Here is a 17,027-nt window from a genome sequence, read left to right on the forward strand (position 1 = left end):
AGGAGGATTCTCGTGAAAAGCTGCCTGATCGTTGATGATTCAACTGTAATCCGCAAAGCCATAAGACGGATGATGGAGCCTATTTTTGGGGAGGTCCGTGAGGCCGAAGATGGTCTTGTTGCCCTTAACTCATGCAAAGAAAATATGCCCAGCGTGGTCATGTTGGATTGGAATATGCCTGTGATGAGCGGCATCGATTTTTTGCGCCATCTTCGAAAAACGGAGGGTGGTGATAAACCTGTCGTCGTTCTTTGTACTACAGAAACCAGCTTTGATCATATTCAAGAGGCTCTTAGCGAAGGGGCGAATGAATATATTATGAAACCTTTTAATGAAGATATCATTCGTGAAAAACTCCAAATATTGGGGGCGATATAAAGGTGGCACTTAACGCACCCACATCTCAAACTCAGAATAAAACACGAGTCATGGTCGTGGATGATTCCCTTGTGATTCGCGGTGTTTTAAGGCGTGTAATTGAATCTGATCCAGATTTAGAGCTGACTAAAACTGTTTGTAATGGACAAGAGGCCGTTGATGCACTTGCCAAAGATTCTTCTGTTGATGTTGTGATTTTAGATATTGAGATGCCTGTTATGGACGGCATAGAAACTCTTCCCCTCCTTTTAAAAATCAAGCCCAAACTCATCATTATTATGGCCTCGACTTTGACATTGAGAAATGCGGATATCAGTTTGAAATGCCTTTCTTTGGGTGCCAAAGATTATATTGCCAAACCCGAATCCTCAACGGGAGGAGGTGCCATTGAAATTTTTAAAAAAGACTTGATTGCAAGAATTAAAGCCCTTTCACCCCAAAAATATTTTTCAAACGCTGGAAGATCTCAATTTTCAATCCCTGCAAAAGATTACACTCTCAAACCTATGCTTAAATTAAAGCCACGAGCCATTGCCATTGGGTGTTCGACGGGGGGACCCCAAGCTCTTGCTGTAGTTTTAAAAGATCTTGCCTCTAAAGTAACGTTGCCCATTTTTATTGCGCAACATATGCCGCCCTCCTTCACAAAAATGTTGGCAGAGCATTTAGCTCGTGTGAGCGGACTGACTGTAAAAGAGGGTGAAGATGGGGAAGTTGTTCAAGACAAGACCATTTATATTGCCCCTGGGAATTTTCATATGGAAGTCATTGAACTATCTGGGGATGTGCGTATCTGCCTGACACAAAGCCCCCCTGAAAACTTCTGCAGACCTTCTGTGAATCCTTTATTTCGATCTCTCAGCAAAACCTATCATGGCCGGGTTTTGGGATTTATACTGACAGGCATGGGAAGTGATGGACTTGAAGGGGCTAAAGTCCTTGTGCAAGAAGGTGGAGCCATTATTGCCCAAGATGAAAAAACAAGTACCGTTTGGGGGATGCCCAAAGCCGTTGTGATGTCGGATCTGGCTTCAGCTGTTTTGCCACTTGAAAAATTGAATTCTGCACTCGAAAAATTATCAAAAAGTTTAACACCTAGTTTTGAGGTTTTGACATGAATATTTACACTGCATCCTTAGCCACAACCTCAGTTGATAAAGTTGACGATGCACTTTCTGTGCAAGAGTTCAATGTGTTGAGAACGTTTTTAGCCAGTCATTCAGGGCTTTATTTAAGCGATGATAAAACTTATCTCGCCCAGGCGCGTCTTCCCCAAGTGGCGAAAAATCATAATTTTGCCTCCCTTCATCAATTGGTGAATAATATGGGATCGCCAACAGCTGGAAAATTACGTGAAGAAATTGCTGAAGCTATGGCAACTCCCGAAACTTTCTTTTTCCGAGATACCAAGCCTTTTGATATTGTCAAGAACGATCTTCTTCCCAAACTTATGGAAGCGCGTGCACATTCAAAAACCCTCCGTATTTGGTCAGCTGCGTGTTCAAGTGGTCAAGAATCTTATTCTTTGGCCATGATTATTAATGAGCTGGGGCTTTGGCAACAAGGTTGGAAAGTTGAAATTTGGGCGACCGATTTTTCTAAGAAAATTTTGGATCGGGCGAAAGCTGCAGAATATACACAGTTTGAAGTTCAACGCGGACTCCCCATTCAATTATTAGTAAAATATTTTGAAAAAGAGGGTGCCATTTATCGCATCAAGCCTGAACTTAAAAGTCGGATTCAATTTCAAGAATTTAACCTTCTCCAATCTATGTCTGGATTAAGACCATTTGACATTATTATGTGCCGCAATGTGCTTTTCTATTTCGATGTGTCTAATAAAAGAAAAGTTTTGGACCAAGGCATTGCCACATGTTTGGCCAAAGACGGCGCCCTTTTCTTAGGCACGGCGGAAACCGTTATGAGCGTTTCTGAAAAACTGATTCCTGATCCTGTGATCCGTGGAATTTACCGACTGAAGTAGCTCACCCTATAATTGCTAAATTGCAACTGACAGGGGTGAAAGGCAAAAAGAAGTGGCGTTTTTACACAGCTTTTGCTAGGAATAGAGGCAATTCATGAGACCGATGCTGAAAATAGCATCACAAAGGTCAAACTTAATTTTTCAAAAGGAAATGCCCTATGTCATCAAATCAATATAGTTACGTCATTAAAGGTCTGACCAAGATCTATCCCGGTGGACGAGATATTTTCAAAAACGTCTGGTTATCATTTTATCCTGGCGCTAAAATTGGCATCATCGGTGTGAACGGATCAGGTAAATCAACCTTGATGCGTATTATGGCGGGTATGGACAAGGATTTTTCCGGCGAGGCGTGGGCCGCTGACGGCGTTAAAGTCGGATATCTATCTCAAGAGCCAGAGCTTGATCCAACACTCACCGTTCAAGAAAATGTCACGGCAGGTCTTGCCGAAATGAAAGCCTTGATGGATCGCTTTGATGCGGTGAGTGCTCGCTTTGGGGAAACACTTTCCGATGACGAAATGAACGCGCTGATTGCTGAGCAAGGCGAGCTTCAAGAAAAGATTGATGCAGTTGACGGTTGGGATTTGAATCGCAAAATTGAAATTGCGATGGATGCGTTGCGGTGCCCTCCAGGAGATGCAGATGTCACAAAACTTTCTGGTGGTGAGCGTAATCGTGTGCATTTGGCAAAAATGCTCCAACAAGGTGCTAATCTCCTCCTTCTCGACGAGCCAACCAATGACTTGGATGTGGAAACACTCAGGGCTTTGGAAGAAGCCCTTCTGGAATTTGCCGGATGTGCTGTGGTGATCAGCCACGATCGCTTCTTTTTGGATCGGATTTCAACCCACATTTTGGCCTTTGAAGGGGACAGTCATGTGGAGTGGTTTGAAGGAAACTATCAGTCTTATGAGGAAGACCGAAAGCGCCGCTTGGGCCATGCTGCGGATCAACCCCATCGGATTAAATATAAGCCGCTCATGCGAAAGACTGCGTAATCATCCAAATAACGGGGGGGCTTTTCAATGAAAACGATCACATCAGATGAACTCAAAAAACGACTGAAATACGCTGAGGTAGTTCTCATAGATGTGCGAGAACCCGGAGAACACAAATCCGAATGTATCGAAGGGGCTCACCTTATCCCTTTGTCTGAGATTTGCATTAAGAAATTACCGACATCCTTGCTCCCTATTGTGATTCATTGCCGTTCTGGAAAACGCAGCCAAGAGGCATGCAAAAAGCTTTTGGCAGAAAATCCTAATTTGGAAATCTATACTTTAGAAGGCGGGATTTCGGCCTGGAAAGAATTGGGTGGAGAGGTGAAAACGCAAGGACGTAATGTGTTGCCTTTGGATCGGCAGGTTCAGGTCGCGGTCGGATTTTTGGCGTTTTCTGGTGTGATGTTGGGAACATTTGTGAACTCAGGCTTTTATGTGATACCTGGGTTTATTGGCTTAGGGCTTGTGTTTGCAGGGCTCACAGGATGGTGCGGTATGGCCAAGATTTTAGCCAAAATGCCCTGGAATCAGTAAAAGTTATCCGACTAATTTTATGTTTTCTTCATCGGCCAAAACTTCCTTGACGCGACTGGCCAGTTCCGCAAGAGAGAAGGGTTTGCCTAAAAATTGAATATGCATATCGTCTTTAATTTTGTTGCGGAATGCATCTTCCGTATAGCCTGAGATGAAAATAACCTTGAGGTCTTTATTGTGTTTTGAAAGTTCATTCACAAGGGTGGGGCCGTCCATTTGGGGCATCACCACATCGGTGATGATGAGATCAAGTGACTCCTCTCCTTTTTTGATAAACTCAAGGGCTTCTAGCCCATTGCTCGCCTCAATAACTTTATACCCTTTGGATCGCAATGCGCGCGCGGAAAAAAGCCGGACAGCATCTTCATCTTCGACTAACAAAATGGTGCTGGATCCGGAAAGATCCTCTGTGACCCATTTTTTCTTTTTTTCGGGTAGAGGTAAGGCCTCTTCTTTTTCCACATAGCGGGGTAGAAAAATACTAAATTTTGTGCCTTTTTCTGGCTTAGAGTCGACCTGAATGAACCCACCAGTTTGTTTGATAATTCCATAAACTGTGGAAAGCCCCAATCCAGTACCTGATCCTAAGGCTTTTGTTGAAAAAAATGGATCAAATATTCGATCCAAATTATCGTGAGGAATGCCTATGCCATTATCGATAACTTCAATCAAGACATAAGATCCAGGCGGCACCTCATCATGCCCCTGCCGGCGGGTTTTTTTCACTTCAAGATTGCTAGTTTTAATGGTGACATCGCCTCCATTTTCCATCGCATCCCTGGCGTTTACAACCATATTAATGACGACTTGCTCAAATTGCCCTTGGTCCACCAAAACGAGCCCGAGATCGCGTGTATGCTTAATTTTAAGTTCGATATTAGATCCAATGAGGCGCCTTAAAAGTGCTGAAAGCTCGGTCAAACAATCTGTAATATCGAGAACTTTGGGTTGTAACGTTTGCTGACGGGAAAAGGCCAAAAGTTGACGTACCAAGTTGGCAGCCCGATTGGCGTTTTGTTTGATCTGCATAATATCGGTAAAAGATTGATCCCCGGGCGTGTGCCTTTGTAAAAGAAGATCACAAAAGCCAATCATGGCGGTTAGAAGATTGTTAAAGTCGTGGGCAATGCCGCCCGCAAGTTGCCCCACCGCTTGCATTTTTTGAGATTGCACCAGTTGTGTTTCGAGTTTCTTTTGCTCTGTAATATCGTGAAATTGAAGGAATAAGCCGCCGGGATTGGTGGCATCTCCATTGACTTTTCCAATATAAACGGAGGCGATGAGTCCCAAAGAATTCTCAAAATAAATTTCAAGAGGCGTGCTTAAATCTTGTCCATCGGCCACATCTCTTAAGATAGCAGCCACTTCCTCTTGCTTTTGTGATGCCACAAGATCCAAAAATAAACTGCCTTCGGGAGATCCTTCACCTTCCCAATATTTATCGCTGAAGTAGGTATTGGCATTTTGAATGTGGCCTTCATCGTTTAAAAACGCCACAGGGATGGGAGAAATTGCAATCACACGCCCCATATCCGTCATGCTCTGAAGGGCTTGAGACCTCCCTAAATTTACAATGGAGCATGTTGAAAATCCTTTTCCTTCCGGTACAATACGCTGAGAGAGAGGTGCTCCTTTGATCCGTTGAGATGCTGTTAAAAATTCGACAGTTCCATGAAGTTCTTTTAAACGCTCAGGGGATCTTAAAAAATCACGATGGGGACGCGCTAAGATTTCCAAGAAAGATTTACCTTTCAAATCTTCAGGGCGATATTCTAACCAATCGGCCATAGATTTATTGACATGATGTAGAATTCCTTTTTCGTCGATTGAAAAATAACCATCTCCGGAATTATTAAAAAATCGAGAATAAAGAGCGTAATCTTTCTTGAATCGTTTTTCAATTTCATGGGCGTCCGTAATGTTTTCGACAGAAATTAAAAAGCCATCCTCCAGTTTGTGAGAGATCATCTCCCACCATTCCTTTTCATTTCCGTGGCAAATTGCAATAATTTCTTTCGCTTCATCATCTTCGGAAAGAAGCGTGAAGAATCGATCATAGGCATTTTTTGATTCCTGATCCCACGTATACTCTTTGAGGCGGGTTAAATCTTGTCCCCACCACCAGGATTTTTGAGCGGCAAGATTAGGGGAAACAAATCCTTTGTGCTTGTCATAAAATATTTGTGACATCACATTATGAAGATAGGATTGCTGTTCAAGCCTGTGATCTGTGATGTTTTGAGTGAGAGATTTAAGTTGCCACAAAAGGAGGAATATGAAAAAAAAAGTGGAAATTGTTAAGGTGCCTACTAAAATGAGCGTTTCACTTTTCCAGTCTGAAACGGCCAAAAGTAAGGCGCCCAAAATTCCCACAAAAATTAAATTCCCAAAAGATATCATGAGGGTTTGACGGAATGCAGATCTGCCCCAAGCCTCACGATGCGCCGTCTTGAAATGAGTAGCGTGTTGTAAGAAGGCTAAGGCTTTTTGCACCCAATTCAACGTGAAGATCCCTTTTGTTTTTTAGAAGTGTATCAAATTTTTGAGTCCTCTCGCAAGCCAATCAATTGAGTTTGTGAGGATGAGTTTTCATTGACATGAAAGCTATACTCCTTAACCCTATCAAATAAAAACTCTTTTCAAAAATGGGCTCCCTTTATGAAAAAATTATTAGCATATTCAGTTTTTTATTTTGTTTTTGTGCCGCTTTTTTTGGACCTTCAAACATCTTATGGCATGAAAAAAAATCCAACACCTCAAGAGGAGAAAACAAAAAACCCTCTTAAAAAAGACAAATTTGTAATTGATTTTATCCTGAATGAGAGTGAGGAAGGGCAAGAGCCAAAAAAGTTTGGAGCGCCTTCAGAAACGGTTCTCTCTCAGATTCCTGTGGATATTATTTTTGAGGGAATTTTTTCCCATATGACCCCAGAAGACTTTCCAAAACTAGAAAAGGTTTGCAAACATTGGTATCAGCTGAGTTTGGCATTTGGTATATCTTTAAAAGAGAAAAAACCTTTGAATTTTCAATATATTCTCAGGCATCCCCGTAATTTCATGTGCGCTTGTGAAGGGGTCGAAAAAGAGTTTTCTTTAATGCCACAATCCTTAAAAACCGCAGTGCCGGAAGATGAGCTCTATCAAGATGGTATTTATCCAGAAGACATTGAGGAACCTGCAAATTTTTCTGTTTTAAATGAGGCTTTAAAAAAGTTTTCACCCTACCAATGGCCTTTCCTCAGAAAATATATTCGCATTAGCCCACTTGATAAAAGTGCCCTTGAATTTCGCAAGCGTGTGACTGACAAGGTTTCTGAACTTTCCGGGCGACTTGATACGGTTATTCAGAACACAAGATTTGATTATGGGAAATTTGAAAATTTGATTAAAGACCCTCATAACCATAAGAAAATGCAGGTCCATTTGATGGGGGTTAAGTGGAGGTATTGTGATGGGGTGTGTAAGGGGTTTTTTGGCCCAGAGTTTTCTCAGGTGCTTTTTCAAGCGTTAAATAAAGTTAATCGAGTGGGGTTTATGGAGAATGGTAAAGTTTGTTTGGATTATGCTCACTGGGTAAGGCAGCCTTTGTGGTCCCTATATACATGTCACAATGAGAATTCCAGAAGTAAAATGTTTCATAAAGATAGCCTCAAGATGCACTTGCACGTGTTGAATAGATTGGCGAGCTCTTATTATGAGACTCGTGCTTTTAAGCCTGATGTGAATCAGATTCAAGATCTCGCTCACTATTTTTTCGATATTTATCCGGAAGAAAAAAAGAAAAGTCATTTATCGCATTATGATGCGATGATAAAAATTTATGAAAGTGATGGAAACCGTCCTCAATTGAAAAAAATACTGATTGAGGCTTATGACAACTTTAAAGATGGGGATGCCTACCAGTTGGAAATGTTAGCCAATCTTTTTTTTAATGTGGGGGAGTCTGTTCAGGGGCGAGAACTTTTAGACTGGGCCATTGCCAAAGCACAACAGCATTTTATTCGTTTTGAGATTTATCAAAATCTTGTGAAAAGAGTTTTAGAGGCAGGGGATGATTCACAGTTTGAGAGACTCGAAACCTATCTTCAAAATGTTCTTGTAGCGTTTCATCAATATCAAAAAGTGATATTATTTGATTGTAGAAATGGTTCCTTTCAAGGCTCATTGAGAATTGAAAAAAGAGAAATTTTTGATCTTCGCGCTAACCTTTATATCGCTCAGGGAAAATTTCAAGAAGCTCTTAAAGAGTTAAATAATACAGAGGGTTGTGATAAGTTTCCTCCGAATTTAAATCTTATTCAAAGGCAAGTTCACAAAGGGGCAAAATTTCCACCAGAACTTCTGGAAATCTTCCAGAAAAGATTTTCAAATTACATGAATGACGTGTATGAGCGTTGGGGTGATATTGAAAAAAGCATTCCCAAAAGATCGCAGGTATTTGAAGAGTTTTTCATAAAATATCGTGATGCAGTGAGATTATTGCTGGAAAAAAATCCTGAGGGACAGAAGAAACTGGAAACCTTCAAGGCGCTATTCACGTCCTTATCAAAAGGGGAGGAATGAGATGGATTTCCTCTCAATCACTCTGGATAAAAACGAAATCCATCTGGCCATAAGGATGCTCTTATGCTAGTTAACCTTTATGACAAAAACAAACCTTTCAAAAGATCTGATTGCGTGGCTTATTGAGGCAGGTGTGGATGAAATTCATCAAGATACGCCGCAGAATTATTATACCCTGATTGAAGAAACATTAACTCTTCCCAAATGCGCTCCTGCAGCCTCTCTGCTCGCAGCAAAGCCTGTTTTGCGCACCACACGCGAGATTGAGGAAAGTGCCCAAATCTCAGCAAAAGAATCCAAAACTCTTGAGGAATTGCAAAGTGCTCTTGCGGCTTATGAGGGGTGTGCCCTCAAAAAAACAGCTACTAATATGGTTTTTGGAGACGGAAATCCGAAGGCCAAAATCATGCTTGTGGGCGAAGCGCCTGGTGCGGATGAGGATCGGCTTGGAAAACCATTTGTGGGACTCAGTGGTCAGCTTTTAGATAAAATGTTTTCCTTCATTGGACTTTCCCGTGCTGCAAATCTTTATATCAGCAACGTCATTCCTTGGCGCCCTCCGGGAAATCGTCAACCCACTCCTCAAGAAACGGCACAGTGTTTACCTTTCATTCAGCGTCATATTGAACTTGTGAAGCCGGATCTCTTGATTATGGTGGGTGCCACTGCCGCCAAAGCCTTGAGCGGATCCAATGAGGGAATTATGCGTCTTCGTGGAAAATTTCGACCCTATGAATCTCCGGGACTGACATCTCCTATTCAATCAACGGCGATTTTTCATCCAGCCTACCTTTTGAGATCGCCGGGGCAAAAACGAGAAACCTGGGCAGATTTGCTCAATATTAAGCGCGCACTCAATGCCTGATTTTCTCTACGAAAACATCACACAAGGCCCCGTTGTGGGCTTGGATGAAGCAGGATGCGGTCCTTGGGCGGGCCCTGTGGTTGCAGGATGTGTTTGGATTAATCAAGAAACTTTTCCAAAAGATCTTTTAAAACTCATCAATGATTCAAAAAAGCTCACGGGGAAAAAGCGCGATTTCATTTTTGAATCCCTAATTGTTCTTTCTGAGGAGAATATTTGTTATGGCGTGGGTGAGGCCAGCGTTGTAGAAATTGATCAGATGAATATTCGCCAAGCTTCCTATTTAGCAATGCAGCGCGCTTATGAAAAGGTGGCAAAAGTCTCGCCGCAATGGGCACTTATTGATGGTACCTCAAAACCGGATTTAGGCGTTCCTATAAAGCCCATTGTCAAAGGGGATCAATTGTCATTTTCCATTGCAACTGCTTCTATTTTGGCCAAGGTCACCAGAGATCGCATAATGGAAAAACTCCATGACGCCTATCCCGAATATGGATGGGCCCAAAATGCTGGATATGGCACCCGGCTCCATATAGAGGCTCTTGAAAAGTATGGAGTCACAGATCATCATCGTAAAACTTATGCCCCTATTGCAAAATTATTGGCGGCGTAACCCTCAAATGATATAGATTGGTTTAGAAACATTAATAGTTGGAGTACCGTTATGACAATGATTCGGATGATGTGGGGACTTTTGGCGCTTTTGATTATCACTGCACTTATGGTGTTGTCCATGTGGGGGATTCCCGCGCCACAAACGAAAGTTGAAAAAATCATACCTCATGACAAAGCGCTCCACTAAACTTTTTCTCAGTGCTTTTTTAATCAATTTGGGGGGGCTTTATGCGTCTTCTGAAGAGGCTCCTATTTCTTTGCGGCCTTTAGATGCGAGTCCTGAGGAAGGGGGGGAAGTCACTCCCGTCCTCCCAGTTCAAAATTTAGAGGCGCCTACGGGGGAAGACCTTAATTTTTTGGGGACTCAAAAAAGCACTGACTCTTCACTTTGGATCGAAACACCTCGGAAAATTTTGGATCATTTTTTGCCTCACCTTTCGTTTCCCTCCAAACTTCCAGCTTTAAACGTGCTTTTGGAAGACCTCATCCGTCGCGGTGGATTTCCCAAAGAAGGTGGGAGTGCGCCTGGATCATTGAGTTTAAATCGTGCTGAAATTCTCATGAATTTGGGGCACGGTGATGAAGCCGCTCAAGTTTTGGATGAGGATCTTCTTTCGGGGATTTTTAAATCTGGCTCTAAAGGCGCCTATGAGCAGCTCAAGTTTTTGAGTCTTTTAAGTTTGGATGACAAAGAAAAAGCATGCACATTTGCCATCTCCAAAAGCCAGGGGGCGAGCGAGTCTTTCTGGATTAAGGCTGGGATTGTTTGTAATGTTTTGCAAGGTGAAATGGAAAAAGCTAAAGTACGCCTTGAGGCGTTGCGAGAATCGTCTTCCGAATCCGCTCTGGAGGAAGCCCTTTCCTCTGGAGAAGTTGAGAAACTTCCGCCTTTGGATGTGATCATCGTGGCCCTTTTGGGAGAACAGCCCCTTCAAGATTCTGAAAATCTTCCTCCTTGGTTGAAAGCGTGGGGCCCAAAAACTGACCCCCTCCCGCAAGATGAGGTTTTGGCAGAACTTAAAGCAGAAAAGGGTGAGACGCAAAATCCTCGCACCGAACTACAAGATTATATTCAAAAAGCGAAATTTTCGAGGGATGTACAGAAAATGTATTTTCTCCAAAGACTTTCTAAACTTTATGATTTTGATTCAGCGCATTTGGGTGTTGAAATTCCTACCCCCTCCTGGCGGCAAGGTTTGGGAGTTTCCAAAGAGGATTTGGAGTTGCTGATCTCAGCCGCAAAATCTAAACGTAAAGGTGAGGTGATTCTCTTGGCGGCAACTCTGCTCAAAGATCTCAAGGCAATCCATCCAGAAGTTAAAATTAAAGTCCTTCTGGCCCTGAAGTCCGTCGGTTATGAACGCGAATCCGAAGCTTTGGCTTTGGAACTTTTGAAGCAAGAGCTGGAGAAGTGAGGTTGATAAACAGATGCTGAAACAAATTCAGGATGAGAATGAGGGAGAAGTATGATCTCTCGGTGGCTTCCCCTTTTTCTTGAGATGCTTTTGGCAGAAAAAGGCGCGTCTTTAAAAACCCTTGAAGCCTACAAGTCCGATCTTACAAAGTTTCTGGAATTTTATTCTGGGCGCCTGGAAGATGTCACCGAATCCGATATTGGGGCTTATATGAGATCTTTATCGCAAGCCCATTTTGCGGTCACAACTCAACAGCGCAGGCTTTCTGCATTGCGACAATTTTTTAAATTTCTTGTACGCGAGGGACATCTTGAAAAAGACCCTACCCTTTTGATGGAGGCCCCTAAAAAAGGACTCCCCCTTCCCAAGACACTTTCAAAACTTGATGTGGAAAAACTTTTGGAGACCGCACGCCAAAAGAAAGATCTTGAAGACCTCCGTATGACGGCTTTGCTGGAGGTACTTTATGCCACGGGCCTTCGCGTGAGTGAGCTTGTGGGACTGCCTATAAGTGCTATTAGGGAAACACTCAAGTCTGATCAACCTCTTTTGTGGATCATGGGCAAAGGACAAAAAGAACGCATGGTGATTTTATCCCAAACGGCCCTTAAAGCTCTTGGAAATTATTTGGAGGTACGCCCTGCATTTTTGGGAAAAGCCAAATCATCGCCCTGGCTTTTTCCCTCCTCAAGCCAGGAGGGACATTTGACACGGCAACGCTTTGGTCAGCTTTTAAAAGATTTGGCGTTAAAATCTGGCCTGGATCCGAGTATACTTTCTCCCCATATATTAAGGCATGCTTTTGCCACACATCTTTTGCGCGGAGGGGCAGATCTTCTAAGTTTGCAAAAGCTTTTGGGCCATGCAGACATCTCAACGACGCAAATCTATACCCACATTGCGCAAGAGGATCTTGCTGAACTCGTCGAAACCTGTCATCCTCTGGCCCACCAAAAACGGTGATAAATTAAGGATTATTATATGCGTACGATTTTGGATTTTGAAAAGCCAATAGCAGAACTTGAGTCGAAACTTCATGAGCTCAGGCATCTGTCGTCCTCACAAGATGTGGACATTGCCTCTGAAATGACACGACTTGAAAAAAAGTCTGAAAAATTGCTTTTGCAAACATATTCGAATTTATCATCCTGGCAAAAAGTCCAAGTGGCGCGTCATCCTGAACGTCCGCATAGCAGCGACTATATTGCACGATTAATCACCGACTTTACCCCTTTGGCAGGGGATCGCCTTTATGCGGAAGATCCTGCCATCATAGGCGGACTTGGAAATTTTCGGGGAATCCCAGTGATGGTTTTGGGGCATGAAAAAGGAAAAGATACAGAAACCCGCATTCGTCATAATTTTGGCATGCCTCGCCCCGAAGGATATCGCAAAGCCACCCGCCTTATGCGGATGGCCAACCAATTCAAACTTCCCGTCATAACGTTCGTGGATACTGCAGGGGCTCACCCAGGAATTGACGCCGAAGAGCGCGGCCAATCTGAGGCGCTCGCCACTTGCATTGAGATGTGTACAAAACTGGAAGTGCCGATGATCGCAATGGTTATTGGCGAAGGTGGATCTGGAGGGGCTGTGGCATTGGCTGTGGGAAACGCGGTCATGATGCTTGAGCATTCCGTCTATTCCGTCATCTCTCCGGAAGGTTGTGCTTCGATTTTGTGGCGCACCCGTGATAAAAGAGAGGATGCGGCAGCAGCTCAAAAACTCACTGCTCAAGATTTGCAATCGTTTGGCGTAATTGACACCATCGTCACTGAACCTTTGGGAGGAGCCCATAGAAGCCCTATTGCGACCATCGATGCATTAGGGGACGCTCTTGAAAAAACATTAAAGCCTCTCATGAATTTGGATGGCAAAACTTTGCGCAATGCGCGCCGTGAGAAGTTCCTCAATATGGGCCGTCAGGGCGCCCTTTAGGGGAATCAAATGACATCACTTGATCTTCTTTCGACAAATCTTTTGTCCCCTGTGGTTTTGGCCTTTGTCTTGGGTGTTTTTGCGTCCTGGGTCAAAAGCGATCTTGAATTTCCTGATCAAATTTATGCGGCCCTTTCCATTTATTTGCTTTTGGCTTTGGGGCTTAAAGGCGGATTTTGTTTGTCCACCACATCCCTTCCTGAAATTACCTGGCCTATCATTGCAACTCTGGGATTGGGGATGTTTATTCCATTTTGGGTTTATGGGGCGCTTCGAAAATTAGGCAAATTTTCCGTTGTGGATGCGGCCGCTTTGGCGGCGCACTATGGATCTGTTTCCGCCGTCACATTTCTGACGTGCATGAGTTATTTGCAGACGCTTTCTATCCCCTATGAGGGTTTTATGCCAGCGCTTTTGGCAATTCTCGAAGTTCCTGCCATTGTGGTTGGATTAACATTAGCTTTCCTCCGCTCTCCCGTTCATCGCGGCAGCCTTTCGGAAGGAATTAAGGAAATCTTTGTCAGCAAAAGTGTTCTTCTTTTAATTGGCGGACTTGTGATTGGATATCTCACAGGACCTGTGGGTAAAGAAAAAATTGGATCCTTTTTTATAGACCCTTTCCAAGGAGTGCTTGTCCTTTTTTTGCTCGAGTTAGGACTTGTGGCCGGTCGTCATTTCAAAGATGTTTTAACCGTAGGTCAATTTCTTGTTATTTTTGCATTTCTTGCGCCCGTTCTTAATGGAGCCTTAGGCGTTTGGATTGGATCTCTCTCAGGGCTTTCCGTAGGTGGCTGCACAATCTTAGGCGTAATGACCGCAAGTGCTTCTTATATCGCAGCGCCCGCTGCCGTCAGGATTTCTTTGCCAGAAGCCAATCCTGGCTATTATCTGACGGCCTCTTTGGCCCTGACGTTTCCTTTCAATTTGGCTATCGGGATCCCTCTTTATTTAATGATGGCGGAATGGATTTGCGTGCGCTAATCAAAATGATTTGACAGAGTGGGTCCCCAAGGATAGAAAATGAAGATCTCAGGAGGGGTGGCCGAGAGGCTGAAGGCGGCGGTTTGCTAAACCGTTATACGGGTTAAACCGTATCGTGGGTTCGAATCCCATCCCCTCCGCCAGTATCCATTTTCAGAGATGGGGGAATAGAACAATTCATGCGTCTTTGTCTCGTTCATCCTGAAATTCCTCAAAATGTGGGAACGCTCATTCGATTGGGGGCCTGCTTAAATGTTCCCATTGATGTGATTGAACCTTGTGGATTTCTCTTCACCGATAAAAAACTTAAACGCGCGGGTATGGACTACATGGATCTGGCGGTACTGCATCGTTATGACTCATGGGAGGTGTATCAAAAAACGCGAATGCCTGGGCGACTGATTGCACTGGCTCCCCGTGCCTCCACCTATCATCATGAATTTTCTTTTGCCCCAAATGATATTCTTGTTCTGGGTCAAGAAAGTTTGGGACTTAATGAAATGACACTTAAAGCCTGCGAGGCTTTAGTGGCCATTCCTCAAGTTTCAAAAACACGCTCCCTCAACGTCGCGATTGCCGGAGCCATCGTTTTGGGTGAGGCTTTACGCCAAACCCAAGGATTTACATTTTAGGAGTCAAACTATGGAAGACAAAAAAAAGCGTGCCTCAAGTTGGTTTCAAGATCTTCAATCTCAAATCATTGCGACGTTTGAAGCGATTGAAAGAGAAACTACGAATCCTCAACTCCAGGATTTAACGTCGGGCACCTTCAAAAAGTCTTCTTGGGATCGACCGGGTGGAGGCGGGGGCATGATGGCCGTTCTTGAGGGGCGTGTTTTTGAAAAAGCCGGTGTGAACGTCTCGACCGTTTGGGGCGAATTCTCCGAAGAATTTCGTGCACAAATTCCAGGCGCCGATCATGATCCCCGTTTTTGGGCAAGTGGTATCTCTTTGGTGGTGCATCCCAGGTCTCCGCATTTGCCTACGGTTCATATGAATACCCGCTTTATTGTGACCCAAAAACATTGGTTTGGGGGTGGCGCGGATCTGACGCCTCATTTCCCAGTCGAAAAAGACACTGCTGATTTTCATACCGCTATGCAGGGCGCGTGTGATCTTTATGATGAGGAATACTACCCCAAATATAAAAAATGGGCGGATGATTATTTCTTCCTTCCCCACAGGAATGAACCGAGAGGCATTGGGGGAATTTTTTACGATTATCATAATAGTGAAAATTGGGAGAATGATTTTGCCTTTACCCAAGATGTCGGCAAAGCCTTTCACCACATTTATCCTGAAATCGTAAGACGGCATGTTGAGCGCACATGGACTCCCGAGGAAAGATCTCATCAACTCAAACGTCGGGGTCGATATGTCGAGTTTAATTTGCTGTATGATCGCGGAACCCAATTCGGATTTAAAACAGGCGGTAACACGGATGCAATTCTCATGTCTATGCCTCCTGTGGCCGAATGGCCAGCGCCTTGAGATTTAAGGAAGCCTAGTAACAAGATTCTGTGGCGTTTATTGGGTGAGTACGCAGAGAAACGAGAAAACGGTCCCCTCTAGACGGACTAGACATCTCTAGAAACCAGTTGCAAAACCGCCGTATGCGACATCCCGCGTACGGTCGTATGAGAGGGAGGGGCAAACTTCCCCTCTCTACTCGATTTTCTGACAACTCGTTGCTAGTTTTGAGGGTATTGGAATTATGTTCTAAGTCTACTTTTGGTCGGCGGCGTTGCATTTGAAGTTTGTGACAGAGATTTAAGGAAATTTAGTCGATTTTCGAAGGGTTTTGCCAAAAAGTAGACGTGCGGAATCGTGCCAGTAGCTCCGGCTATGGGGTCGCGATGCTCAAAACGTCAGGTGTTTACTGGCAATAATGCCGTAAATTGATCATTGTATACGCGAGGAGCTTGAAGCCAAAGTGGTGAAAGCTAATGTGCTCAAAGCGGAGCAAGAGTCTCTTAAATTTGTCCTCCCAGGCAAATACACGCTCAACGGTAAAGAAGCGTTCTTCAAAGACATCTGGATTGTAGAGTCTTTTACGGCCACGCTTTGTGTATTTGCGCTTCCTCGGATTTTCCTTGATATTGGGGATCATTCCCGCATTAAAGACAAGCTTGCGATTGGCCTTGCTATCATATCCGGCATCAAAGCTGGCCATAACGCCTTTTAAAGACATTCCAATGGATTTCAAAAAGCCTTTCAGATCATCTAAGGCTCTGGGCAAAAGCTTCATTTCACTGGCATTGCCAGGGGCTGTGGTGAAAGGAGACAGAACATTGCAGTTGCGATCTGTAAAGCATACGACCTTTTCCCCTTTGGTTTTTTTGTGGCCATTGTATCCGATTTGATCTCCGCCTTTCTTTGCGGCCGTTGTACTTCCATCTCCATGGATAATGCTGATATCAAGTTTTCCATCTTGAAAAAGACGCGCGACTGATTCCCCAAAAGCCTTATGAAACACTGCCTCTTCAAGCCATTTTTGATAGGCCTTAAAAACACGGCTATAGCAAATCTCTCGGACTCCACGGACATCTTTTTCAATGGGTAGTGCCTTCCACTGACATCCTGTATAAATCACAGTCATAATGTAATTGAAAATCTTATAAGGAGGCAATTTACCCTGGGGTCCACGTTTCGGTTTTGGAATGGCGTCTAAGAAAAATTCATCAAACTGTTCCGGCGTCAACTCCACAGGAATGCTATGTTCTTTACGCTTTTGATCCTTATCTTTCATT

Annotated in this window: 17 protein-coding genes and 1 tRNA gene; 16 read left to right on the forward strand and 2 right to left on the reverse strand. The window is 43.7% G+C overall.

All coding sequences use genetic code 11. The features are described from left to right. Positions 1-12: 12 nt before the first annotated feature. The 5 genes from Bealeia2_RS01985 (at position 13) to Bealeia2_RS02005 (ending at position 3,900) form a co-directional block, all read left to right on the forward strand. Positions 13-378: a response regulator gene (locus Bealeia2_RS01985; RefSeq protein ID WP_331255484.1), complete on the forward strand. Its 366-nt coding sequence runs from the start codon at positions 13-15 to the stop codon at positions 376-378. 2 nt (positions 379-380) lie between these two features. Next, the gene (locus tag Bealeia2_RS01990) at positions 381-1,496 is read left to right on the forward strand and encodes a protein-glutamate methylesterase/protein-glutamine glutaminase (protein ID WP_331255485.1); all 1,116 of its coding nucleotides are present in this window, start codon (positions 381-383) and stop codon (positions 1,494-1,496) included. Next, on the forward strand, positions 1,493-2,362 hold the full coding sequence (locus Bealeia2_RS01995) for a CheR family methyltransferase (RefSeq protein WP_331255486.1): 870 nt from the start codon (positions 1,493-1,495) through the stop codon (positions 2,360-2,362). The genes Bealeia2_RS01990 and Bealeia2_RS01995 overlap by 4 nt, the downstream gene beginning before the upstream one ends. 158 nt (positions 2,363-2,520) lie before the next feature. Then, positions 2,521-3,363 carry an ATP-binding cassette domain-containing protein gene (locus Bealeia2_RS02000; RefSeq protein ID WP_331255487.1) on the forward strand — a complete coding sequence of 281 codons (843 nt, stop codon included), beginning with the start codon at positions 2,521-2,523 and terminating at the stop codon, positions 3,361-3,363. A gap of 27 nt (positions 3,364-3,390) precedes the next feature. Beyond that, complete coding sequence (locus Bealeia2_RS02005) at positions 3,391-3,900, forward strand: rhodanese-like domain-containing protein (RefSeq protein ID WP_331255488.1); 510 nt, start codon at positions 3,391-3,393, stop codon at positions 3,898-3,900. A gap of 3 nt (positions 3,901-3,903) precedes the next feature. Here the strand turns inward: Bealeia2_RS02005 and Bealeia2_RS02010 are convergent, their stop codons facing one another. After that, complete coding sequence (locus Bealeia2_RS02010) at positions 3,904-6,393, reverse strand: ATP-binding protein (RefSeq protein ID WP_331255960.1); 2,490 nt, start codon at positions 6,391-6,393, stop codon at positions 3,904-3,906. 165 nt (positions 6,394-6,558) lie between these two features. Between Bealeia2_RS02010 and Bealeia2_RS02015 the strand changes: the two genes are divergently transcribed. From Bealeia2_RS02015 to hemF, 11 genes are all read left to right on the forward strand, one after another. Next, a complete protein-coding gene (locus Bealeia2_RS02015; RefSeq protein WP_331255489.1) occupies positions 6,559-8,463 on the forward strand; it encodes an F-box protein in 1,905 nt (634 codons plus the stop codon). A gap of 79 nt (positions 8,464-8,542) precedes the next feature. After that, entirely contained in the window at positions 8,543-9,328 is a 786-nt protein-coding gene (locus Bealeia2_RS02020; RefSeq protein ID WP_331255490.1) for a uracil-DNA glycosylase, read from the forward strand. Continuing rightward, a complete protein-coding gene (locus Bealeia2_RS02025; protein ID WP_331255491.1) occupies positions 9,321-9,941 on the forward strand; it encodes a ribonuclease HII in 621 nt (206 codons plus the stop codon). Before Bealeia2_RS02020 ends, Bealeia2_RS02025 begins: the two co-directional genes overlap by 8 nt. Positions 9,942-9,992: 51 nt before the next feature. Further along, positions 9,993-10,130, forward strand: coding sequence for a hypothetical protein (locus Bealeia2_RS02030; RefSeq protein WP_331255492.1), 138 nt, complete (start codon positions 9,993-9,995; stop codon positions 10,128-10,130). Next, on the forward strand, positions 10,111-11,358 hold the full coding sequence (locus Bealeia2_RS02035) for a hypothetical protein (protein WP_331255493.1): 1,248 nt from the start codon (positions 10,111-10,113) through the stop codon (positions 11,356-11,358). The genes Bealeia2_RS02030 and Bealeia2_RS02035 overlap by 20 nt, the downstream gene beginning before the upstream one ends. A 51-nt stretch (positions 11,359-11,409) precedes the next feature. Beyond that, complete coding sequence (locus Bealeia2_RS02040) at positions 11,410-12,321, forward strand: tyrosine recombinase (RefSeq protein ID WP_331255494.1); 912 nt, start codon at positions 11,410-11,412, stop codon at positions 12,319-12,321. 18 nt (positions 12,322-12,339) lie between these two features. Beyond that, the gene (locus Bealeia2_RS02045) at positions 12,340-13,296 is read left to right on the forward strand and encodes an acetyl-CoA carboxylase carboxyltransferase subunit alpha (RefSeq protein ID WP_331255495.1); all 957 of its coding nucleotides are present in this window, start codon (positions 12,340-12,342) and stop codon (positions 13,294-13,296) included. 9 nt (positions 13,297-13,305) lie between these two features. Further along, the gene (locus tag Bealeia2_RS02050; protein WP_331255496.1) at positions 13,306-14,277 is read left to right on the forward strand and encodes a sodium-dependent bicarbonate transport family permease; all 972 of its coding nucleotides are present in this window, start codon (positions 13,306-13,308) and stop codon (positions 14,275-14,277) included. 51 nt (positions 14,278-14,328) lie between these two features. Beyond that, positions 14,329-14,420 (forward strand) — tRNA-Ser (locus Bealeia2_RS02055). A 36-nt stretch (positions 14,421-14,456) separates the two neighbouring features. Then, the gene (locus Bealeia2_RS02060; protein ID WP_331255497.1) at positions 14,457-14,909 is read left to right on the forward strand and encodes a tRNA (cytidine(34)-2'-O)-methyltransferase; all 453 of its coding nucleotides are present in this window, start codon (positions 14,457-14,459) and stop codon (positions 14,907-14,909) included. Positions 14,910-14,919: 10 nt separating this feature from the next. Then, complete coding sequence (gene hemF / locus Bealeia2_RS02065; protein WP_331255498.1) at positions 14,920-15,768, forward strand: oxygen-dependent coproporphyrinogen oxidase; 849 nt, start codon at positions 14,920-14,922, stop codon at positions 15,766-15,768. 385 nt (positions 15,769-16,153) lie between these two features. On the opposite strand, the gene Bealeia2_RS02070 is transcribed toward hemF, so the two are convergent. Further along, positions 16,154-17,026 (reverse strand): transposase, encoded by an 873-nt coding sequence (locus Bealeia2_RS02070; protein ID WP_331255499.1) that lies wholly within the window; start codon positions 17,024-17,026, stop codon positions 16,154-16,156. Between the last annotated feature and the right edge of the window lies 1 nt (position 17,027).

This window comes from Candidatus Bealeia paramacronuclearis, assembly GCF_035607555.1.
Lineage (GTDB): Bacteria > Pseudomonadota > Alphaproteobacteria > UBA9655 > UBA9655 > Bealeia > Bealeia paramacronuclearis.

What these genes read in the sequence shown, in the direction of transcription:
- Bealeia2_RS01995 (WP_331255486.1), top strand. Translation starts at nt 1,493, where the DNA reads ATGAATATTTACACTGCATCCTTAGCCACAACCTCAGTTGATAAAGTT.
- Bealeia2_RS02000 (WP_331255487.1), top strand. Translation starts at nt 2,521, where the DNA reads ATGTCATCAAATCAATATAGTTACGTCATTAAAGGTCTGACCAAGATC.
- Bealeia2_RS02005 (WP_331255488.1), top strand. Translation starts at nt 3,391, where the DNA reads ATGAAAACGATCACATCAGATGAACTCAAAAAACGACTGAAATACGCT.
- Bealeia2_RS02015 (WP_331255489.1), top strand. Translation starts at nt 6,559, where the DNA reads ATGAAAAAATTATTAGCATATTCAGTTTTTTATTTTGTTTTTGTGCCG.
- Bealeia2_RS02020 (WP_331255490.1), top strand. Translation starts at nt 8,543, where the DNA reads ATGACAAAAACAAACCTTTCAAAAGATCTGATTGCGTGGCTTATTGAG.
- Bealeia2_RS02025 (WP_331255491.1), top strand. Translation starts at nt 9,321, where the DNA reads ATGCCTGATTTTCTCTACGAAAACATCACACAAGGCCCCGTTGTGGGC.
- Bealeia2_RS02030 (WP_331255492.1), top strand. Translation starts at nt 9,993, where the DNA reads ATGACAATGATTCGGATGATGTGGGGACTTTTGGCGCTTTTGATTATC.
- Bealeia2_RS02035 (WP_331255493.1), top strand. Translation starts at nt 10,111, where the DNA reads ATGACAAAGCGCTCCACTAAACTTTTTCTCAGTGCTTTTTTAATCAAT.
- Bealeia2_RS02040 (WP_331255494.1), top strand. Translation starts at nt 11,410, where the DNA reads ATGATCTCTCGGTGGCTTCCCCTTTTTCTTGAGATGCTTTTGGCAGAA.
- Bealeia2_RS02045 (WP_331255495.1), top strand. Translation starts at nt 12,340, where the DNA reads ATGCGTACGATTTTGGATTTTGAAAAGCCAATAGCAGAACTTGAGTCG.
- Bealeia2_RS02050 (WP_331255496.1), top strand. Translation starts at nt 13,306, where the DNA reads ATGACATCACTTGATCTTCTTTCGACAAATCTTTTGTCCCCTGTGGTT.
- Bealeia2_RS02060 (WP_331255497.1), top strand. Translation starts at nt 14,457, where the DNA reads ATGCGTCTTTGTCTCGTTCATCCTGAAATTCCTCAAAATGTGGGAACG.
- hemF (WP_331255498.1), top strand. Translation starts at nt 14,920, where the DNA reads ATGGAAGACAAAAAAAAGCGTGCCTCAAGTTGGTTTCAAGATCTTCAA.
- Bealeia2_RS02070 (WP_331255499.1), bottom strand. Translation starts at nt 17,026, where the DNA reads ATGAAAGATAAGGATCAAAAGCGTAAAGAACATAGCATTCCTGTGGAG.